This window comes from Curtobacterium sp. NPDC089185 (genome assembly GCF_040685235.1).
GTDB classification, from domain to species: domain Bacteria; phylum Actinomycetota; class Actinomycetes; order Actinomycetales; family Microbacteriaceae; genus Curtobacterium; species Curtobacterium citri.
Map to the genome: position 1 here is coordinate 81,043 of NZ_JBFBHK010000003.1, position 19,686 is coordinate 100,728.

General features: G+C 74.0%; 18 protein-coding genes. 11 read left to right on the plus strand and 7 right to left on the minus strand.

The genetic code is table 11. From position 1 onward, the window contains the following. Positions 1 to 138 precede the first annotated feature (138 nt). From AB0N84_RS03915 to rfbD, 5 genes are read left to right on the plus strand one after another with little or no spacing between them, the layout of a single operon-like run. Positions 139 to 1,080: a glycosyltransferase family 2 protein gene (locus AB0N84_RS03915; RefSeq protein ID WP_289457503.1), complete on the plus strand. Its 942-nt coding sequence runs from the start codon at positions 139 to 141 to the stop codon at positions 1,078 to 1,080. Then, positions 1,070 to 2,773, plus strand: coding sequence for a glycosyltransferase family 39 protein (locus tag AB0N84_RS03920; protein ID WP_363543865.1), 1,704 nt, complete (start codon positions 1,070 to 1,072; stop codon positions 2,771 to 2,773). The genes AB0N84_RS03915 and AB0N84_RS03920 overlap by 11 nt, the downstream gene beginning before the upstream one ends. After that, on the plus strand, positions 2,770 to 4,509 hold the full coding sequence (locus tag AB0N84_RS03925; protein WP_363543868.1) for a hypothetical protein: 1,740 nt from the start codon (positions 2,770 to 2,772) through the stop codon (positions 4,507 to 4,509). The genes AB0N84_RS03920 and AB0N84_RS03925 overlap by 4 nt, the downstream gene beginning before the upstream one ends. Continuing rightward, entirely contained in the window at positions 4,506 to 5,492 is a 987-nt protein-coding gene (gene rfbB, locus AB0N84_RS03930; RefSeq protein WP_182046776.1) for a dTDP-glucose 4,6-dehydratase, read from the plus strand. The genes AB0N84_RS03925 and rfbB overlap by 4 nt, the downstream gene beginning before the upstream one ends. After that, positions 5,489 to 6,340: a dTDP-4-dehydrorhamnose reductase gene (gene rfbD, locus AB0N84_RS03935; RefSeq protein ID WP_363543871.1), complete on the plus strand. Its 852-nt coding sequence runs from the start codon at positions 5,489 to 5,491 to the stop codon at positions 6,338 to 6,340. The genes rfbB and rfbD overlap by 4 nt, the downstream gene beginning before the upstream one ends. A 119-nt stretch (positions 6,341 to 6,459) precedes the next feature. Here the strand turns inward: rfbD and AB0N84_RS03940 are convergent, their stop codons facing one another. Continuing rightward, positions 6,460 to 7,569, minus strand: a complete 1,110-nt coding sequence (locus tag AB0N84_RS03940; protein WP_363543874.1) for a glycosyltransferase — start codon at positions 7,567 to 7,569, stop codon at positions 6,460 to 6,462. Positions 7,570 to 7,637: 68 nt separating this feature from the next. On the opposite strand from AB0N84_RS03940, the gene AB0N84_RS03945 reads away from it, so the two are divergent. The 3 genes from AB0N84_RS03945 to AB0N84_RS03955 all read left to right on the plus strand — a co-directional run bounded on the left by AB0N84_RS03945 (position 7,638) and on the right by AB0N84_RS03955 (position 10,680). After that, positions 7,638 to 8,621, plus strand: a complete 984-nt coding sequence (locus tag AB0N84_RS03945) for a lysylphosphatidylglycerol synthase domain-containing protein (RefSeq protein ID WP_363543876.1) — start codon at positions 7,638 to 7,640, stop codon at positions 8,619 to 8,621. A gap of 91 nt (positions 8,622 to 8,712) precedes the next feature. Continuing rightward, positions 8,713 to 9,855: a glycosyltransferase family 1 protein gene (locus tag AB0N84_RS03950; RefSeq protein ID WP_182046773.1), complete on the plus strand. Its 1,143-nt coding sequence runs from the start codon at positions 8,713 to 8,715 to the stop codon at positions 9,853 to 9,855. Between the two features lie 132 nt (positions 9,856 to 9,987). After that, positions 9,988 to 10,680, plus strand: a complete 693-nt coding sequence (locus tag AB0N84_RS03955; protein WP_363543879.1) for a hypothetical protein — start codon at positions 9,988 to 9,990, stop codon at positions 10,678 to 10,680. Between the two features lie 57 nt (positions 10,681 to 10,737). On the opposite strand, the gene purE is transcribed toward AB0N84_RS03955, so the two are convergent. The 3 genes from purE to AB0N84_RS03970 form a co-directional block, all read right to left on the minus strand. Beyond that, positions 10,738 to 11,250 (minus strand): 5-(carboxyamino)imidazole ribonucleotide mutase, encoded by a 513-nt coding sequence (gene purE, locus AB0N84_RS03960; RefSeq protein WP_259346161.1) that lies wholly within the window; start codon positions 11,248 to 11,250, stop codon positions 10,738 to 10,740. Positions 11,251 to 11,273: 23 nt separating this feature from the next. Further along, the gene (locus AB0N84_RS03965; RefSeq protein ID WP_363543882.1) at positions 11,274 to 12,740 is read right to left on the minus strand and encodes a glycoside hydrolase family 6 protein; all 1,467 of its coding nucleotides are present in this window, start codon (positions 12,738 to 12,740) and stop codon (positions 11,274 to 11,276) included. A gap of 124 nt (positions 12,741 to 12,864) precedes the next feature. Then, a complete protein-coding gene (locus AB0N84_RS03970) occupies positions 12,865 to 14,001 on the minus strand; it encodes a 5-(carboxyamino)imidazole ribonucleotide synthase (RefSeq protein ID WP_363543885.1) in 1,137 nt (378 codons plus the stop codon). Positions 14,002 to 14,142: 141 nt separating this feature from the next. Between AB0N84_RS03970 and AB0N84_RS03975 the strand changes: the two genes are divergently transcribed. Continuing rightward, the gene (locus AB0N84_RS03975; RefSeq protein WP_363543887.1) at positions 14,143 to 14,694 is read left to right on the plus strand and encodes a GtrA family protein; all 552 of its coding nucleotides are present in this window, start codon (positions 14,143 to 14,145) and stop codon (positions 14,692 to 14,694) included. Between the two features lie 134 nt (positions 14,695 to 14,828). On the opposite strand, the gene AB0N84_RS03980 is transcribed toward AB0N84_RS03975, so the two are convergent. From AB0N84_RS03980 to AB0N84_RS03990, 3 genes are read right to left on the minus strand one after another with little or no spacing between them, the layout of a single operon-like run. Further along, the gene (locus AB0N84_RS03980) at positions 14,829 to 16,136 is read right to left on the minus strand and encodes a UDP-glucose/GDP-mannose dehydrogenase family protein (RefSeq protein ID WP_363543890.1); all 1,308 of its coding nucleotides are present in this window, start codon (positions 16,134 to 16,136) and stop codon (positions 14,829 to 14,831) included. Between the two features lie 52 nt (positions 16,137 to 16,188). Further along, positions 16,189 to 16,737 (minus strand): PH domain-containing protein, encoded by a 549-nt coding sequence (locus tag AB0N84_RS03985; protein ID WP_363543893.1) that lies wholly within the window; start codon positions 16,735 to 16,737, stop codon positions 16,189 to 16,191. 4 nt (positions 16,738 to 16,741) lie between these two features. Continuing rightward, the gene (locus AB0N84_RS03990) at positions 16,742 to 17,599 is read right to left on the minus strand and encodes a biotin--[acetyl-CoA-carboxylase] ligase (protein ID WP_363543896.1); all 858 of its coding nucleotides are present in this window, start codon (positions 17,597 to 17,599) and stop codon (positions 16,742 to 16,744) included. Positions 17,600 to 17,674: 75 nt separating this feature from the next. Here AB0N84_RS03990 and AB0N84_RS03995 point away from each other — a divergent pair, with 75 nt between their 5' ends. Next, on the plus strand, positions 17,675 to 19,270 hold the full coding sequence (locus AB0N84_RS03995) for an acyl-CoA carboxylase subunit beta (RefSeq protein ID WP_069712232.1): 1,596 nt from the start codon (positions 17,675 to 17,677) through the stop codon (positions 19,268 to 19,270). A 40-nt stretch (positions 19,271 to 19,310) separates the two neighbouring features. Then, complete coding sequence (locus AB0N84_RS04000; protein ID WP_289457488.1) at positions 19,311 to 19,604, plus strand: acyl-CoA carboxylase subunit epsilon; 294 nt, start codon at positions 19,311 to 19,313, stop codon at positions 19,602 to 19,604. Positions 19,605 to 19,686 lie beyond the last annotated feature (82 nt).

Consider the following 19,686-nt stretch of genomic DNA (forward strand, 5'->3'; position numbering starts at 1 on the left):
ACACGGGTGTGGTGCGGTTCCGTGCCGTCGAGGGCATCCCGTAGGGTGTCGGGTGGCCGATCGGCCGACCACGAGTCCGGCGGGGCGACAGGGCACCGCACGCGGCCGACCACCCGAGAGAACGAGAACGCAGCCACAGTGAAGCTCTTCATCCAGATCCCGTGCCTGAACGAAGAACAGACCCTCCCGGCTGTCCTCGAGACGATCCCGACGGCGATCGAGGGCATCGACGAGATCGAGGTCCTGGTCATCGACGACGGGTCCACGGACCGCACCGTCGAGGTCGCGAAGGCGCACGGCGTCCGGCACTTCGTCCGCCACACCACGAACATGGGGCTGGCCCGCTCGTTCCGCGACGGCGTCGACTACGCCCTGCTGCACGGCGCCGACATCGTGGTGAACACCGACGGCGACAACCAGTACCCCCAGGCACAGATCGCCGAGCTCGTGCAGCCGATCGTGCACGGCGAGGCCGACATCGTCATCGGCGACCGGCAGACCCGGACGATCGAGCACTTCTCCGGGTTCAAGAAGCTCATGCAGCGCTTCGGCTCGTGGGTCGCCTCCCGCGCCGCCGGTCTCGACCTGCCCGACGCCGCGAGCGGCTTCCGCGCCTACTCGAAGTACTCGCTCATCCGGCTCAACATCGTCACGCGGTTCAGCTACTGCATGGAGACGATCGTGCAGGCGGGCTACAAGCGCCTGGCGATCGCGAGCGTGCCGATCACCACGAACGCGAAGACCCGCGAGTCGCGCCTGTTCAAGAACATCTGGCAGCACATGTTCCAGTCCGGCTCGGCGATCGCCCGCGTGTACCTCATGTACCGGCCGATGGCGCTCTTCGCCTGGGTCGCCGTCGTGCTCGGCGCGCTCGGCCTCTGGCCGCTGGTCCGCTACCTCGTGCTGATCGTCTCGGGCAGTACCGGCAACCACCTGCAGTCGATCATCCTCGGCGTGGTGCTGCTCATCACGGCGCTGCTGTCCCTGGTGATCGGGGTCGTCGCGGACCTGACGAGGATGAACCGCACCCTCGCCGAGGAGCAGCTCGACCTGCAGAAGCTCGCCCGGTATGGCGACTGAGGCCCCCGTCTCCGACCGCCCCGCCGACCGTCCCGTCACGCCCGGCACCGCCGCGCACCACCCCGTCGTGCACCACCCCGTCGTGCGACGCACGGAGCGCGTCGTCGTCGCGATCGTGACGGCGGCCTTCGCGATCGTCCTGTTCACCTGGGCGGCGGTCGTGCCGATGTACCAGGCCGCCGACGAGCGCGCACACTTCGACGCCGTCGTCCACGTGGCGATCGGTGACGGCTGGCCTGACCCGGGCGACCTGCACCTGCTCCGCGCGGTCGACGAGGCCGACACCGCGCCGCCGTCCGCCACGATGGGGCAGCTGCTCGACGAGACCGGTCGTGCCGAGACCGACACCGTCGACCAGATGACGCAGCACCCGCCGACCTACTACGCGGTCGCCGCCGGCGTGCTCCACCTCGTCGACTTCGCCGCGCGCACCCCGGACCAGGCGCTCCTGGCGGTCCGGCTGCTCGGTGCCCTCCTCCTCGTGCCGCTGCCGGCGCTCGCCTGGGCCACCGTCCGCCGGGTCACCCGCTCACCGCGCGCGGCGCTGGTCGGCGCCTTCGCCGTCGTCGCGGTGCCCGAGCTCGCGTCGATCGGCGCCTCGGCCTCGAACGACGGGCCGGTCGTGCTCTTCTCGGCGACCACGGTCTGGCTCGCCACCCGCGTGCTCACCGGGGACCGCCGCGTCCGGACGTCGGTCGCCCTCGCGGTGTCGCTGGGCGTCGCCATCCTCTTCAAGGGCACCGCGCTGCCCCTGATCCCGTTCGTCGCGGTCGCGCTGCTGCTCGCCGGTGGCCCGGCCGTCCGGTTCGGCGCCCGGCTGGTCCGGACCGTCGGCGTGCTCGCCGGCGCCGCGGTGATCGGCGCGTGGTGGTGGCTCCGCAACCTGCTCGTCTTCCACACGCTGCAGCCGAGCGGCTTCGAGTCGATCCGGCCGCCGAAGCCGTTCCCGGCCGGCACCGGACCCGACCCCTTCCGGTTCGCCGACGTGTCGTGGAGCACGATCGCCCGGACCTTCTGGGGCAGCTTCGGCGGCCGCGCGCAGTGGATCCTGTCGCCCGTGGTCTTCGAGACCGCGACGGTGCTCGCCCTCGGGGCGATCCTGGTCTGGGCGTTCCGGCGCGAGCCGGGGCTCCGCCTGGCCGTGGCCCTCGCGTCGCTCCCGGCGGCGGTCCTGGTCTTCCAGACGGCGAACGCGTGGGGCAGCTACTCGGCCACCACGGTCGTCGGTGCCACGCAGGGCCGGTACTACTTCCCCGCCCTGGTGGCGTTCATCGCCCTCAGCGCGATCGCCTGGCGCCGCGCGCTGACCACCGACACCGGCCGGCGCCGGGCGACCGTCGTCGTCTCCGCCCTCGGCGCCGCGCTCGGGTGCTACGCGCTGGTGTTCGTGTACGGGTCGTTCGCGGAGCAGTCGCGGGTACGCGTCACGCCCGCCGGCCTGGACGTCCTGGCCGCCTCCTCCCCCGTGCCGGTGCCCGTGCTCGTGACGGCCTGGTGCGCGGCGGTCCTCCTGCTCGCGGTGGCCGTGGTGCTCGCGTACGGCCGGGTCGCCCGGCGTCCCCGCACCGAGGACGACGCGGTCGAGCGCGACACGAGCCCGGCACACGCCCACGAGCGCGACACGACACCGGCACCCGCCGACGACCCCGTCCTGCCCGACTCCACCGACGTCCGATCGGAGCACGCCGGATGAGCGTCGTCCCCACCGCAGTCCGACCGCGCGTCACCCGGACCGAGCTCCTCGCCGTCGTCGGCACGACCCTGCTGTTCGGCCTGCTGCTGACCACCTGGGCGTACGTCACGCCGCCGCTGCACGGTCCGGACGAGCTCGCCAACGTCGACGCCGCCCTGCACCTGGCGATCGGTCAGGCCTGGCCCGCGGCCGGGGACCTGCACTACATCCAGGGGCTCATCTCGCAGAACGTGCCGGCGCTGCCACCGGCGGCCGCCGACCGCGGCAGCATCGCCGCGATCGTCGGCGACGGCTCCGTCAACGAGCTCGTGAACCCGATGTCGCAGCACCCGCCGACCTACTTCCTCGGGCAGGCGGTGGTCGCCCACCTCATCGACTTCACCACCCGCCGGTGGGACGTCGTGCTCCTCGCGATGCGCCTGGTCGACGTGCTGCTCGTCCTGCCGGTCCCGGCGCTGGTGTGGGCGTCCGTCCGCCGTGCGACCCGGTCACGTCGTGCCGGCGCCGCCGCACTCGCCGCCGTGTTCGCGGTCCCGCAGCTCGCGCAGCTCGGCTCCTCCGTCTCGGCGTGGGCCCCGGTGATCACCGCCGGAGCGCTCGCGACCTGGCTGGCCGTCCGGGTGTTCACCGGCGACCGGTCCTGGTGGACCGTCCTCGCCCTCGGCGGGTCGCTCGCCGTGGGCACCGCCGTGATGGCGGCCGGGTTCCTCGCGGTGCCGTTCGCGATGGTCGCCGTCCTCGCACCGCGCGCACCGCTGGCGCCGTCGTGGCCCGGACGGGTCCTCCGTGCCGTCGTGGTGCTCGCGGTCCCTGCCGTCACGACCGGCTGGTGGTACGCGCGGCAGTTCGTCCGCACGGGCACCCCGCAGCCCCAGGCCTTCCCGACGGCCACGGCGACGTGGCCGGTCGGCGAGCCGCCGGCACCGACGCAGTTCGCCGGGACGTTCTGGAACGGGCTCTCGGAGTCGTTCTGGGGGCGCTTCGGCCGCTACGAGTGGCCGCTGTCCTCGGTCGTCGTCGACACCGCCACCGTCGTCGCCCTCGCCGCCGTGGTGTGGGCCGCGACCCGTCGGGGGGCCGACCGCCGCACGATGCTCGTCGCGGGAGTCTTCCCGGCGACGGCCCTGCTCGTCGTGCTCGGCCGCGACTGGGCGACCTACGCCGGCCACATGTCGGTCGCGGTCACCCAGGGCCGCTTCCTCTTCCCGGCCCTCGCGGCGCTGCTCGTGCTGCAGGCGGCGGCGTGGAGCGGCCTGCTCCGGCGCCCGTCCACCGCCACCCGGTTCGCGCGGTGCCTGCTCGTCGTCGCGGCGCTCGTCGCGGTCGGTGCGATCGGCCTGCTCGCGGTCGCCTCGTACCAGGCACTGCAGTTCCCGCCGTCGACCGCCGGGCTCTCCACGATGGCGATAACGGTGCCGTACGGACTGAAGCCGCTCGCGCTGCTCGTCGCCGTGACGGGTGTCGTCGCCGTCGTGGTGGGCGCCACGCTCTGGCACGCGGTCGGGCCGACCGCGGACGTCCTCCGCGACGGGTCCGCCCCGGACGACGACCGGGTGGCCGTGGCGCACCGCGCCGCCCCCGGCACGGTGCCCGCCGCCCACGACGTCGTCCCCGCACACGATCACGAGCCCGTCCCCGCACACGATCACGAGACCGAGGACGCCGACCGGGCTGCGGACGCCGTACCGCTAGACTCTCCGCCGACCGACGCACCGACACAAAGGAACCATCCGTGAAGATCCTCGTCACCGGAGGGGCCGGCTTCATCGGCTCCAACTTCGTCCGCCGGACCCTGCAGGACGCCTACCCGGGCCTCGAGGGCGCCGAGGTCGTCGTGTACGACGCGCTGACCTACTCCGGCAACCTCGAGAACCTCGCGCCGGTCGCCGACTCCCCGCGCTACTCCTTCGTGCAGGGCGACATCCGCGACGCCGAGAAGCTCGACGAGGTCGTCCCCGGCATCGACGCGATCGTGCACTTCGCCGCCGAGTCCCACGTCGACCGCTCGGTCCGCGACTCCGGCATCTTCGTCGAGACGAACGTCGTCGGTACCCAGCGCCTGCTCGACGCAGCCCTGCGCCACGGCACCGAGCGCTTCGTCCACGTCTCCACCGACGAGGTCTACGGTTCGATCAGCGAGGGCTCGTGGGACGAGGAGCGCCCGCTCGAGCCGAACTCGCCGTACTCGGCGTCGAAGGCCGGCAGCGACCTGCTCGCCCGCAGCTACCACCGCACGCACGGGCTGAACCTCTCGATCACCCGCTGCTCGAACAACTACGGGCCCTACCACTTCCCCGAGAAGGTCATCCCGCTCTTCGTCACGAACCTGATCGACGACAAGAGCGTCCCGCTGTACGGCGAGGGCAACAACATCCGCGACTGGCTGCACGTCGACGACCACACCCGCGGCATCGCGATGGTCCTCGTCAAGGGTCGCGCGGGCGAGATCTACAACATCGGCGGCGGCACCGAGCTGACGAACAAGGAGCTCACGCAGCTCCTCCTCGACGCCACCGGCAAGGACTGGTCGTCCGTCGAGCACGTGCAGGACCGCCTGGGCCACGACCTGCGCTACTCGGTCGACATCTCGAAGATCCAGGCCGAGCTCGGCTACGAGCCGCAGGTGCCGTTCGAGCAGGGCCTGGCGGACGTCGTGCAGTGGTACCGCGACAACCGCGCCTGGTGGGAGCCGCTGAAGGAGCGCGCGGCCCTCGCATGACCCGGTACCTGATCACCGGCGCCGCCGGCATGCTCGGTCGCGACCTGCAGCACGCGCTGCAGGGACGTGACGTCACCGCGCTCGGTCGTGCCGACCTCGACGTCACGGACCCGGCGGCGGTCGACGCGGCCGTCGCCGGGCACGACGTCGTCATCAACTCCGCGGCGTACACGAAGGTCGACGACGCCGAGAGCCACGAAGACGACGCGGCGGCGGTCAACGCCACCGGCCCGCGGCTGCTCGCCGAGGCGGCCGTCCGGCACGGTGCGAAGCTGCTGACGGTCTCGACGGACTACGTGTTCGACGGCAACGGCACCGCGCCCTACACCGAGGACGCCCCGACCGACCCGCTGAACGCCTACGGGCGGACCAAGGCGGACGGCGAGGCGCACGTCCGCCGCATCGCACCGGACTCGTCGTACGTCGTCCGGACCGCCTGGATCTACGGCGCGCACGGGCCGAACTTCGCCGCGACGATGCTCCGGCTCGCCGGGATGCACGACACGGTGTCGGTCGTCACCGACCAGGTGGGCCAGCCCACGTGGACGGGTGACCTGGCCGCCCGGATCGTCGAGCTCGTGGACTCGGACGCCCCCGCCGGTGTCTACCACGGCACCAACTCGGGGCAGGCGTCCTGGTACGACTTCACGAAGGCGATCTTCGCCGAGGCCGGCCTCGACCCGGAGCGCGTGCTCCCGACGGACAGCGCCGCCTTCGTGCGGCCCGCGCCGCGTCCGGCGTACAGCGTGCTCGGTCACGACGGCTGGTCCCGCGCCGGGCTCGCGCCCATGCGCGACTGGCGGGAGGCGCTGCACGCGGCGTTCCAGGCGGGCGCGCTCGGCGCCTGATCGGTCCCACCACGACGGACGGGAGGCGCGGTACCAGCCGGTACCGCGCCTCCCGTCCGTCACGGCGTCCGTCCACCCCCGGTGCCGGCCCGACGGGACCGGCGCACCGGATCAGCAGATCAGCGCACGACGGCGCGCAGGCGCTCGTCGAGCGGCTCCACGGCACCCGCGGGCCGGAAGCGCTGGGCGGCCGCGGCGGCCGCAGCGCGCCGACGACCGAGGAGCGCACGGTCGGCCGCGAGCGTCCGCAGGGCGTCCGCCAGGGCGGCCGCGTCGCCCGCGGGCACGGTCACGACCGCGTCCCCGAACGCGCGACGCTGCGGGGCGGTGTCGCTCGTGACCACCGCGAGCCCCGCCGCCGCGCACTGGTACACCTTGTTCGGCACGACCTTGAGCGCCTTCGGGGTCGTGCCGGTGATGCCGATGCCGACGTCGTGGCCCGCCACCACACCGGGGAGGTCCGCCGACTCCACCCAGGGCACCCAGGTCGTCGGCGCTCCGCCCTCGGCAGCGGCGCGCGCGGCGTCGAGGTCCTGGCCGGAGCCGATCATCGTCACCTCGACGCCGTCGTCCGCGGTGAGCAGCCCGACGGCCTCGCCGATCGTCACGGCGCCCTGCAGCGGCGTGAAGAGCCCGAAGAAGACCACGCGCAGGGGCCCGCCGTCCGCGCCGTCACCGTCGCGGGCCGCGTCGTACCACGCCTCGGTCGCCCCGACGGGGACGACGACGGCCTTGCCGCGGAGCCGGTCGGGAACCAGGTCGCGGTGCTCCTCGGTGTCGACCACGACGACGTCGGCGATGCGCAGGGCGGCGCCGTCGAGGGCGCGCAGCAGCCGCTGCTTGAGGCCGGTGCCGCCGACGCCGCGGTCCTGCGCGGTCGTGGCGGCGAAGATCAGGTGGTCGAGCAGGATCGGCGTGCGCGGGAACAGCAGCCGCGCGAGCCACACGTCGAAGTGCCCCATGTACCCGACGAGCAGGGCGTCCGGACGTCCGGCGGCCCGCGCACGCAGCGCGAGTCCGGTGAGCCGGGTCCAGCTGCGGGCGAGCCGTAGGGCCATCTGCGCCGCGCCCGACCGCGCGCCGAGCATCGCCACGCGGTCACGCGTGGACAGGCCGAGCGGGACGTTCGCCTCCGCCACGACGTGCCCGCGCGCCCGCAGGCCGTCCGCCAGCACGCGGACCCGGGGGTGGTCCGCCGCCTGGTATGTTCCGAAGGCCAGGATCCGCACGCTCGTCGTCCTTCCGGGTGGTCGCGTGTGCCACCGGTCCCGGCGCACCCGACCAACCCTAGGTGAGAATGACCGACGTCCCGAAGCCCGCCGAGCGCTCCCGCGTGAAGACCGTCGTCCGGGTGTCCGCCCTGGTGCTCGCCCTCGCCCTGTGCGTGGCCTTCCTGGTCCCGCGCGCAGGCGACATCGCCGACGCGTTCACCCGGCAGGACCCCTGGACGCTCGTCCTCGCGTTCGTCCTCGGCGCCGCGGCGACGTACGTGACGTTCCTGTCGTGGCGCTCCCTCATGTCCGGCGCCGGGCACCGGATCCCGATCGCCGCCGCGCAGCGGGTGTTCTTCCTGTCGCAGATCGGCAAGTACATCCCGGGCTCCGTCTGGCCGATCGTGGCGCAGGCCGACCTCGGGCGGGAGCACCGGGTCCCGCCGGCGCGGAGCGTGGCCGTCGGCATGCTGACGCTCCTCGTGAGCTGCGGCGCAGGCGTCTCCGTGGCGGCGGTGACGATCCCGTTCGTGCAGCCGGACGCCTTCGCACGCTACTGGTACGTGGTGCTGCTCGTCCCGGTCGTGCTCGTCGCCCTGCACCCGGCCGTGCTCCGGTTCGGCCTCCGGCTCGCCTCGAAGGTCACCCGGCGCGACCTCGGCACCATCGACATCCGGCTCGCCGCCGTGCTGCGCGCCTTCGGCTGGGCGGTGCTCGCCTGGCTCGTCTTCGGCCTGCACATCGCCCTCGTCCTCGCGCCGCTCGGGCCGCTCGACGTCCGGGTCGCCACGCTCGCCGTCGGCGCGTACGCCCTTGCCTGGCTGGTGGGGTTCCTGGTGTTCTTCCTCCCCGCCGGACTCGGCGGACGCGAGGCCGTCCTCACCGCGCTCCTGACCGCCGGGGTGCCCCTCGGCGCGTCCGCCGCCGTCAGCGTCGCCGTGATGTCCCGCGTGCTCCTGACGGTCGTGGACCTCGTGTTCGCCGCCCTGGCCGTGCTCGGCGAGCGTCGGCGCCGTCGGTCGCGCATCGCGGTCGACGGAACCGTCACGGACACCCGCGCCGACGCGTAGGCGCCCCAGCGCCCGCTGGTATCGTCTGCCGGGACGCCCGGACCGGCGGACGACGCCGACCGGCGGCAGGACCTGCGAGGAGCACCACCAGATGACCACTCTCCGCGTGATCGTCGACCAGATGGTCGCTCCGGTCCCCGGCGGCATCGGCCGCTACGCGGAGGAACTCACCCGCGAGCTCATCGCCAGGGCCCCGGCCGGCTGCGACGTCGCCGGCATCGTCCCGGCCGCCGGTCGCGACGACCTCGAGCGCATCACCACCCTGCTCCCCGGGCTCGCCGAGCTCGAACGGCTGGTCCTCCCCCGCCGCGAGCTCGCCCTCGCCTGGCAGGGCGGCCTGACCGGCGGCGCCGCACACGGCATGGTGCACGCGCCGAGCGTCCTCGCGCCGCTCGTCAAGCACGACCGCGGCCTCGAGCCGGGCCGCCAGACGGTGGTCACCGTGCACGACACCGTGCCGTGGACGCATCCGGAGACCCTGACGCCGCGGGGTGTGCGCTTCCACCGGGCGATGGTGAAGCGGGCGTGGCGGTACGCGGACGCCGTGGTCGTCCCGACGCACGCCGTCGCGGCCGACCTCAACGCGGTGCACCCCTTCGGCGAGCGGCTCCGGGTCATCGGCGGCGCACCGAGCGGTCGCCTCCGGCTCCCCGCGGACGCCGACCTGCGCGCGGAGCGGCTCGGGCTCCCCGAGCGGTACGTCCTCGCCGTGGGCACGCTCGAGCCCCGGAAGGGCCTGGCACACCTCGTCGCCGCGATGGCGCACCCGGCGGCACCGCAGGACGTCCCGCTGGTGGTCGCCGGCCCCGACGGCTGGGGGGACGTCGACGTGCACGGCGAGGCCGAGCGCGCCGGACTCGCACCCGAGCGCCTGCACGTGCTCGGCCGCATCGACGACGCCGACCTCGCGGTGGCGTACGACCGGGCCACCGTCTTCGTGTTCCCGAGCCTCGCGGAGGGCTTCGGCCTGCCGGTGGTCGAGGCGATGAGCTTCGGCACGCCGGTCGTGCACTCCGACGACGCGGCGGTCTGCGAGGTCGCTGCGGACGCCGGTGTCGTCGTGGCCCGCGACCCGCGCGACTCCTACGCGGAGCGGCTCGCGCAGGCCGTCTACCAGGTCGTCGAGGACCCGAACCTGGCGGCGCAGCTCGCGGTCGCCGGGCCGGACCGCGCCCGCATGTTCAGCTGGCGGGACGCCGCCGACGAGACCTGGCAGCTGCACGCCGACCTCTGAGCCGGACGCCCCGGGGACACGAGCGCGGCGGCGGACGTCGGGTGGCGCACGCCCGGTCACGGATGGGCGTCGATCCCCCGGCCCCGCCGTGTCGTCCGCGGCGGGGGTCGACCCGGCTGCGAGGATCGCACCATGACGCGTCGACACCGGCTCACCACCATCACGGCCTCGATCGCCCTCGGCGTCGCGACGGCGACACTCGCCAGCGGGTGCTCCGGTCCCGACACCGCCGACCGCAGCCCGTCCCCCACGCGCTCGTCCTCCGCCTCGGCGACCGCGACGCCGACGCCGCGTCCCTCCTCGACCCCGACGGACGCCGCCACCTCGGCCCCGGGGACGGCGCCGTCCGCCGCGCCGACCACCCCGGTCGACGACGGCACCGGGCCGGGCACCGGCAACGGCAGCGGCGTCGAGACGCCCGCGAACGTCGACTTCTCCCGGATCGCGGCGCAGGGCGTCGCGGCGGCCGGGGGCGGCACGGTCGTCTCGCTGACCGGGTCCGGGGACAACTGGACGGTCGTCGTCGCGTCGCCGGACGGCTCGCTCACGCAGTCGGTCGTGTCGGCGACCCTCGACCGCGTCACCTCCGGACCGTTCCCGAAGGACTCCGACGCCGCGACGAAGGCCGCGAACGCCGCTCGTGCGGGAGCGGTCCGCGTCGACGCCCCGACCGCCGCGGCACGGGCGGCGTCGTCCGCGGGCGGTACCGTCACCGGCATCGTGCTCGGGGGCAGCGGTCAGGCGCCGACCTGGGCGGTGTCCGTCTCGGTCGGTGGGGCCGGCCGGACGGTGACCGTCGACGCGGTCAGCGGCGCCGTCCGCTGATCCCGAGCCGCCGCGCACCGGCGGCCCCATCGGCCGCCGGACTGCGGACCGGCCCGGTCAGAGGGCGTCGCGGAGCCGCGCGGCCTTCTCCTCGACGACGCGCTCGAGGTCCTCGGCGTGCTGCCGCAGCCGGTCGGCCACCGCGGGGTCGGCGGAACCGATGATCCGCGCCGCGAGGAGCCCCGCGTTGGCCGCACCGTTGATGGCGACGGTCGCCACGGGGATGCCGGCCGGCATCTGCACGATCGACAGCAGCGAGTCGAGGCCGTCGAGCCGCGCGAGCTGCACGGGCACGCCGATCACGGGCAGGGTCGTCATCGAGGCGACCATGCCCGGCAGGTGCGCCGCTCCGCCGGCACCGGCGATCACGACGCGGATGCCCCGGCCCGCCGCGGCACGGGCGTAGCGGACCATCTTGTCCGGGGTGCGGTGGGCGGAGACGACGTCGGCCTCGAACGGGATGCCGAGCTCGTCGAGCGTCTCCGCGGCCGCTCGCATCGTCGGCCAGTCGGAGTCCGACCCCATGATGATCGAGACGAGCGGCTGGGCGGTGGCTGCGGTTCCGGTCACGCGCCGAGCCTAGCCGAGCGGGGTCAGCGGACGGTCACGGTCGAACAGCCGAGCGCGGTGTCCCCGCCCGCGCCGATGCCGACCGCGGTCAGGCACACCGTGCGCTTGCCGCTCGGCACGGCGAAGGTCGCGTCGAACCCGTGCTGCTTCCCCACGCGGTGGGCGCGGTCGACGTCCGGACGGCTGCGGTCGGCCGTCGCCGTGCCGATCACCGACCGGCCGACCGTGACCCGGACCGAGACCGCCTTCGCGGTGTCGTCGCGGTCGAAGGCCCAGCCGCGGATGGTGACCCGACGCGTCGAGGACGAGCGCACGTCGTCGCGTCGTCCGGTGGGCGCGACCGAGGGGGTCTTCGCCGCGGGCGCCGTGGCCGTGGGCGACGGCACCGGGGTCGGGGACGCGGCCGCCGTGGGTGCGGGGGTGCCGAGGCGGGCGTTCGCCACGAGCGCCTGCGCGAAGGACGACCACCACCGGCCGGCAGCGGGCCCGCCGTTGCACGTGCCGTCGCTCGCGCCCGGTGTCTTCACCCAGAGCAGCGCGTCGAGCCGGGTGCCGTCCGTCACGACCCGTGGCGTGGTGCCGAGGCCGGAGCCGGGGGCGTTGCACCAGGTGCCCTTCCAGCCCTGTCCGTTGCGGGACGTGTCGATCACGTAGTGCGAACCGCCGGTGGCCGCCGACACCCGCTCGGCGTACGCCTGCTCCTGCGCGGTCGGGTAGTAGTTCGCGACGTTCGTGAAGAACCCGCGCGCCGAGCGCACCCCGGCACGGTCGAGGCGCTCCGCCATCACGGTCGGCGGCACCCAGTTCGAGTTGCCGGCATCGAGGTACGCGGGGACGCCGGCGGCCGTGAACGCCGCGACCTCGCGGGACAGGACGCGGAAGCGCTGCTCGCCGAGCGACGCGTCGCACGCGCTGTTGCTGAGCATCGCGAGCGAGTCCGGTTCGACCAGGACGGCCGCGCGGTGCCCCCGCAGCCGCTCGGCGATGCGGTCGACCCACGCGGCGTAGGTCGCCTCGTCCATGCCGCCGGCGGAGTAGCCGCCGCAGTCGCGGTGCGGGATCGCGTAGGTCACGAACACGGGCGTCGTCCCGGTGCGCTCGGCACCCGCCACAGCCTGGTCGATGGTGCGGTCGAGGGTCGTCCCCTGCGTCCAGTCGCCGAGCCAGATCGCCACCGGGTGCTCGCTGATCGTCCGGGCCGCCCGCGCGCCCGCGGGGTCGCTCGTCGCGAGTGCGGTCACCTGCTTCGCCGCCTCGCTCGTGTCCGACCGGTACGGACCGGCGCCGTACAGCTGGGTGGACGACGCGGACCGGAGGTCCGGTGCGGCAGCGGCGGGCGCGGCCGGCAGGAGCGCGGTCCCGACGAGGGCGACGAGCGCCCCGACGGCGCTGACGGCACCGACCGAACGGAGCGCGGTGGTCGCGAGCGGCGGTGTGCCGGCGGCGGGGACGCCGAGCACGGGCGTGCCGGGCACGGTGGTGCGGCGCATGGTGGTCTCCTGACTGACCAGACCATGGGAGCACGGCACCGGGGCCGGCGTCAGGCACCAGTCAGGGTGCCACCCGAGCGGGTGTCCGCCGTCCTGCGGACGCCCGCCCGTGCGGTCGTGGGGGTCAGTCGTCGAAGTGCGCCGCTGCCGACCGTGCCCGGTAGGTGACGTCGTCGAGGTCGTCGCCGGTCACCGTGACGTGCCCGATCTTCCGTCCCGGCCGCGGCGCCTTGCCGTAGAAGTGGTACTTCGCCTCGGGGAACGCCGCGAGCGCCGCGGGGTAGCGTGCGGCCAGGTCGCCGTCGGCCGGGCCGCCGAGCACGTTGACCATGACCGCGGCGGGCGCGTGCACGCCGGTCGACCCGAGCGGCAGGTCGAGCACGGCACGCAGGTGCTGCTCGAACTGGCTCGTCGTCGCACCGTCGATCGTCCAGTGCCCGGTGTTGTGCGGTCGCATCGCGAGCTCGTTGACGAGGATCCGCTCGTCGTCGGTCTCGAACAGCTCGACGGCCAGCACACCGGTCACCCCGAGGGCCTCGGCGACGCGGACCGCGAGGTCCTCGGCCGCGTCCGCGAGCCGCCCGGCACTGTCCGGCGCGGGTGCGAACACCTCGGCGCAGACACCGTCGCGCTGCACGGTCTCGACCAGCGGCCAGGCGACGACCTCGCCGGAGGGTCGGCGCGCGACCGACTGTGCGAGTTCGCGTCGGAAGGGCACGAGCTCCTCGACGAGGAGCGCCTGGTCGCCCGCCGCCTCGTCGACCGCAGCGAACCAGTCGACGACGTCGGCCGGGTCCGTCACGACCCGCACGCCCTTGCCGTCGTAGCCGCCGCGCGCGGTCTTCACGACCGCACGGCCGCCGTGGTCGTCGAGGAAGGCCTGCAGCGCCGCGGCGTCGCGGACCGCCGCCCAGTCGGGCACGGGGACGCCGAGTGCGCTGAGCCGCTCGCGCATGGTGATCTTGTCCTGGGCGACCGCGAGCGCCTCGGGTCCGGGCCGCACGGCGACACCGGCGTCGACGAGCGCACGGAGGACGTCCTGCGGCACGTGCTCGTGGTCGAAGGTCACGACGTCGACGTCCCGCGCGAACGCGAGCACGGTGTCGAGGTCGTGGTAGTCGCCCTCGGCCGTGGCGGCGAGCGCCGCCGACATGCCCGGCCCCTCGGCCAGCACCCGGATGTCGATCCCGAGCTCCAGTGCGGCCGGCACCATCATGCGTGCCAGCTGTCCGCCACCGATGACCCCGACGCGCAACGCCATGCTGTGTGTTCCCTCCGTCGTTCACACCGTCCCCGGGGAACGCACTGTCTAGAATCGATCTCCGTTGCCGGCACCCCTGCGGGCTGACGGCGGTCCGTGCCCGGCACGGTCAGCGACAACTCTACGGATCCTGGAGACACCGTGCGGCGACTCATTGCCCAGCTGGCCCGCTTCGGCGTGGTCGGCGCTGTCGGGTTCGTGGTCGACTTCACGGTCTTCAACCTGCTGCGGGCCACCGTGCTCAACCCGGACGAGGTCCACTCCGGGCCGTTCTGGGCGAAGGTGGTCTCGACGGTCGTCGCCATCCTCGTGAACTGGATCGGCAACCGGTACTGGACCTTCCGCGACCAGCGCCGTGCCGTGGCCGCGCGCGAGGGCGTGGAGTTCGTCATCGTCTCGCTCGGCGGCATGGTCATCTCGCTCGGCTGCCTCGCCGTGTCGCACTACGTGCTCGGCTTCACCTCCGCCCTCGCGGACAACGTGTCCGGCAACGTGATCGGCCTGGGCCTCGGCACGGCGTTCCGGTTCTGGCTGTACAAGACGTGGGTGTACCACCCCGAGCGCGGCGGTCGCCGCACCGCGGACGAGACGACGGACGGCCCGACGGCCGGAACCCCCACGACCGGCACCTCGACGACGGGCTCCCGCCCGGCGGCCGTCCGCTCGGTCGACGGCGATCTCGCCGGACGCTGACGGCGCCGCTGCCGCTGCCGCTGCCGCTGCCGCTGTCGACCAGCAGACCCCCGGCCCCGAGCCCCGGCACCAGGGCCGGACGACGAAGGCCGCTCCCCGACGGGGAGCGGCCTTCGTCGTGAGCGGCGGTGGGGTCAGCGCCCCATGCCGCGGTAGGTGAAGCCGGCGGCCGTCCAGGCATCGCGCTCGAGGCAGTTGCGCCCGTCGACGACGACCGGGACCGCCACGAGCGATGCCGCCTCGGTCGGGTCGAGCTCGCGGAACGCCGTCCACTCGGTGAGCACCAGCACGAGGTCCGCCCCGGTCAGCGCCGCGGTGGCCGACTCCGCGTAGTCGAGCTCCGGGTGCAGCCGCCGCGCCGTGCCGACCGCCTCGGGGTCGTACGCGGCGACAGATGCGCCGAGCTCGTGCAGTCGCGCCGCGATGTCGAGCGCCGGGGAGTCGCGGACGTCGTCGGAGTTGGGCTTGAACGCCAGGCCGAGCACGGCCACGCGCTTGCCCGAGGCCGAGCCGCCGAGCAGCTCGGTCGCCAGGTCCACCACGTGCGCGCGACGACGGAGGTTCGTGGCGTCGACGTCGGCCAGGAACGCGAGGGACTCGCCCACGCCCAGTTCGTCGGCGCGGGCCTGGAAGGCACGGATGTCCTTCGGCAGGCAGCCGCCGCCGAACCCGAGGCCGGCGTTGAGGAACTTGCGACCGATGCGGTCGTCGTGCCCGATGGCGTCGGCGAGCGCCGTGACGTCCGCCCCGGCGACCTCGGCGATCTCGGCCATCGCGTTGATGAACGAGATCTTCGTGGCGAGGAACGCGTTCGCGCTGATCTTCACGAGCTCGGCGGTGGGCAGGTTCACGACGAGCCGGGGCGTGCCCGCGGCGAGCGCCTGCGCGTAGACCTCGTCGAGCGCGGCGACGGCCCGTTCGCCGGCCTCGCCCTCGGGCACGCCGTAGACGAACCGGTCGGGCGAGATGGTGTCCTGCACCGCGAAGCCCTCGCGGAGGAACTCGGGGTTCCAGACGAGCGTCGCTCCCGGCACGGCCTGCTCGACCTCGGCGGCGAGCCGGGCGGCGGTGCCCACCGGCACCGTGGACTTGCCGACGACGAACTCACCGGCGGACAGGTGCGGCGTCAGGGCGGCGACGGCGGAGTCCACGTACGTGAGGTCCGCGGCACCGGTCGGCCCCTGCGGGGTCCCGACGGCCAGGAAGTGCACCGTGGACCCGGCGACCTCGGCCATGTCCGTGGTGAAGCGGATGCGCCCGGAGGCGAGCGCCTCGGTCAGGATCTCGGGCAGCCCCGGTTCGAAGAACGGAGCGTCGCCCGACGCGAGACGCTCGATCTTGGCGGGGTCGACGTCGACCGCGACGACCTCGTGCCCGAGCTTGGCCATGGAAGCGGCGTGCACGGCACCGAGGTACCCGCAGCCGATGACGGAGATACGCACGGCACGACGCTACCGGCTCGCGGGGGACGAACCCAATCCTCGGTCGAGGACGTCAGCGTCGGTCGTCGCCCCACGGCGGTCGCGCGGGACCGCCGACGATCTCGTCCCAGTCGGGTTCGCGGTGGCGTCGGCGGGCCTCGTACGCCTCGACGAGGTCGTGCAGCACCGCGACCACGAGGTCGGCGTGCGGCACGTCGGCGAGCACGAGCGGCGGTTCGTCGCCGGGGAACACGAGCACGTCGCCCGATCGCCACACCCCCTGCATGCCCTGCCGCCGGACCGTCACGTCGTACCCGCGGGAGTGCAGGAGCTCGCGGCGGGTGCGGGTACCGAGACCGTGCGACACGACGAGCCGCCGGGTCGTGACGACGTACCGCTCGGACATCCACCGCAGCAGCGGGACGAGTCCCCCGACCACCACGAGCAGCACGGTCAGACCGGCGACGACGACGTTGAGCCAGGCGAGCTGCGCCCGGAAGACGCCGAAGCCGAAGCCCCCGGCGAGTGCCACGAGCACGACGAAGACGGCCGGGCGGACCAGCCGGCGGGCGTGGGGCCGGAGTCGCGCGACGACGCGTTCGGGCGGCGTCTCGGCGGTCATGCCGTCATGCATACCGCAGGTGGGTGAGGTCCCCCACCGCGACGCCCCTGGACCGGCCGTCCCGATCCCGGATCGTGATGCGGCCGTCGTCGTCGATGCCGGTGGCGTCGACCTCCTCCACCGTGCCGTCGGGCAGCTCCAGGCGGACGCGGCGACCGATCGTGCCGCAGGCGGCCCGGACGCGGGACCGCACCGTCTGCGCGGCGTGACCGCCCGCGACCAGGGCGGCCACCGCCTCCAGGACGGCCGACGTGGCGGCGGACAGCACCGCGTCCGCCAGGGCGGGTGCGTCGTCGACGGCGCCCGCGACCGTGAGCGACGTGGACGTCGGCGTCGGCAGGCGGTCGGCGGGGATGGTCAGGTTGACGCCGACCCCGACGACGACGCTGCCGTCCGACGCGACCTGGCAGAGGATGCCGGAGACCTTGCGGCCGTCGACGAGGACGTCGTTCGGCCACTTCACCAGCACGCGCGGCTCCGTCGTGCCGCCTGCTGCGTCGTCGGTCGGACGGGAGGCGCGGTCCGGCCCGGTCGTGTCCGGCAGCACCGCGGTCACCGCGTCGCGCATCGCGAGTCCGGCGACGAGCGGCAGCCAGCCGCGGTCGCGGTCGTCGAGGTCGGCGCGGACGAGGACGCTCGCGGCGAGCGCCTGCCCGGCCGGGGCGCTCCAGGTGCGGTCGAGACGCCCGCGACCCGCGGTCTGGTCGAGGGTCACCACGACGCTGCCGTGCGGCCGGTCCGGCGCGACGGCGAGCAGGTCGGCGTTCGTCGAACCGGTCCGGTCGCGGCGGTCGAACCGCCCGCCCGCGGCCTCGACGACGGCACGGGATCGCGGCAGGTCGGCCTGCTCCGGTGTGGACATGCACGCAAATGTACGGGCAGGAACCGTGGGGGTCCTCCAACCGGGGCCGTCCGTGCCCGCCGGTAGGGTGAGCGGGTGACCACAGGAGACACCCCCGACCTCTCGACCACGGCCGGTCGCCTCGCGGACCTGCGCGACCGGTACCACGAGGCCGTGACCGCCGCGGGCGAGGCCGCCATCGCGAAGCAGCACGCGAAGGGCAAGGGCACCGCCCGCGAGCGCATCGAGCAGCTCCTCGACGAGAACTCGTTCGTCGAGTTCGACGAGTTCGTCCGCCACCGCACGACGTCGTTCGGCATGGACGCCAAGCGGCCCTACGGCGACGCGGTCGTCACCGGCGTCGGCACGATCCACGGCCGCAACGTCGCGGTCTACGCGCAGGACTTCACCGTCTTCGGTGGGTCCCTGGGCGAGGTCGCCGGCGAGAAGATCGTCAAGGTGATGCAGCACGCACTGAAGACCGGGGTGCCGATCATCGGCATCCTCGACTCCGGTGGCGCCCGTATCCAGGAGGGCGTCGTCGCCCTCGGCAAGTACGGCGAGATCTTCCGCCTCAACACGCAGGCCTCCGGTGTCATCCCGCAGATCTCGATCGTCATGGGCCCGGCCGCCGGCGGCGCGGTCTACTCCCCCGCCCTGACCGACTTCGTGATCATGGTCGACAAGACGAGCCACATGTTCGTCACCGGACCGGACGTCATCAAGACCGTGACCGGCGAGGACGTCGGCTTCGAGGAGCTCGGCGGTGCACAGACGCACAACGCCGTCTCCGGGGTCGCGCACTACCTGGCCGAGGACGAGTCCGACGCGCTCGACTACGCCCGTTCGCTCGTCGGCTTCCTGCCGGACAACAACCTGTCCGACGCACCCGCCTACGACGTCGCGCCCGAGCTCGAGACCACCGACGCCGACCACGAGCTCGACACCGTCATCCCGGACTCGACGAACCAGCCGTACGACGTCACGACGATCATCGAGCACGTCGTGGACGACGGCGAGTTCCTCGAGGTCCAGCCGCTCTTCGCGCCGAACATCATGGTCGGCTTCGGTCGGGTCGAGGGCCGTACGGTCGGCATCATCGCCAACCAGCCGCAGGCCATGGCCGGCACGCTGAACATCGACGCCGGCGAGAAGGCAGCCCGCTTCGTCCGGTTCTGCGACGCGTTCGGCATCCCGATCCTCACCCTCGTCGACGTGCCCGGCTACCTGCCCGGCACCGACCAGGAGTGGACGGGTGTCATCCGCCGCGGGGCGAAGCTCCTCTACGCCTACGCCGAGGCGACGGTGCCGCTCGTCACGGTGATCACCCGCAAGGCGTACGGCGGGGCGTACATCGTGATGGGGTCGAAGCAGCTCGGGGCCGACATCAACCTGGCCTGGCCCACGGCGGAGATCGCGGTCATGGGCGGGCAGGGCGCCGTCAACATCCTGTACCGCGCCGAGATCAAGCGCGCCGAGGAGGCCGGCGAGGACGTCGCCGCCGTCCGGGCGCGGCTGGCGAACGAGTACACCTACAACGTCGCGTCGCCGTACCTGGCGGCCGAGCGCGGTGAGCTCGACGGGATCATCCAGCCGCACGCGACGCGCGTCGCGGTCATCAAGGCGCTCCGGGCACTGCGGGGCAAGCGTGCCGCGCTGCCGCCGAAGAAGCACGGGAACATCCCGCTGTGACGGCCGTGCAGTGCACCGAGGGCCCCGGAGGCGACGCCTGATGGGCCGCCACGCCGCGGCCGTGCCCGCCGACGCTCCGGTGCCGACCGACGCTCTCGTGCCGGCCGACGCTCTCGTGGGGACGGGGGCCGACGTGACCGTCGTCGCCGGGGACCCGAGCCCCGAGGAACTCGCCGCCGTCGTCGCCGTGCTGCAGCGCCGGGCAGACGAGGTCGCCGCCGCCGGGCGTGCCGAGGTGACCGTGTCGCCCCGCGCCGGCTGGGACGCCTCGGCGCGCGGCCTGCGCCGCCCGCTCGAGCACGGGCACGACGCCTGGAGCCGCTCGATCCGCTGACGCCCCGGCCGCACCAGCCGCGCACCCGACCCCCGCCGTTCACCGGCGGGGGTCTTGCGCGTCCGGGGGAACCGGGCGACGA

Bases quoted from the DNA above. Each gene is read 5' to 3' on its own strand.
- AB0N84_RS03920 (WP_363543865.1), top strand. From the start codon at position 1,070: ATGGCGACTGAGGCCCCCGTCTCCGACCGCCCCGCCGACCGTCCCGTC.
- AB0N84_RS03925 (WP_363543868.1), top strand. From the start codon at position 2,770: ATGAGCGTCGTCCCCACCGCAGTCCGACCGCGCGTCACCCGGACCGAG.
- rfbD (WP_363543871.1), top strand. From the start codon at position 5,489: ATGACCCGGTACCTGATCACCGGCGCCGCCGGCATGCTCGGTCGCGAC.
- AB0N84_RS03945 (WP_363543876.1), top strand. From the start codon at position 7,638: ATGACCGACGTCCCGAAGCCCGCCGAGCGCTCCCGCGTGAAGACCGTC.
- AB0N84_RS03950 (WP_182046773.1), top strand. From the start codon at position 8,713: ATGACCACTCTCCGCGTGATCGTCGACCAGATGGTCGCTCCGGTCCCC.
- AB0N84_RS03955 (WP_363543879.1), top strand. From the start codon at position 9,988: ATGACGCGTCGACACCGGCTCACCACCATCACGGCCTCGATCGCCCTC.
- AB0N84_RS03965 (WP_363543882.1), bottom strand. From the start codon at position 12,740: ATGCGCCGCACCACCGTGCCCGGCACGCCCGTGCTCGGCGTCCCCGCC.
- AB0N84_RS03970 (WP_363543885.1), bottom strand. From the start codon at position 14,001: ATGGCGTTGCGCGTCGGGGTCATCGGTGGCGGACAGCTGGCACGCATG.
- AB0N84_RS03985 (WP_363543893.1), bottom strand. From the start codon at position 16,737: ATGACCGCCGAGACGCCGCCCGAACGCGTCGTCGCGCGACTCCGGCCC.
- AB0N84_RS03990 (WP_363543896.1), bottom strand. From the start codon at position 17,599: ATGTCCACACCGGAGCAGGCCGACCTGCCGCGATCCCGTGCCGTCGTC.
- AB0N84_RS04000 (WP_289457488.1), top strand. From the start codon at position 19,311: ATGGGCCGCCACGCCGCGGCCGTGCCCGCCGACGCTCCGGTGCCGACC.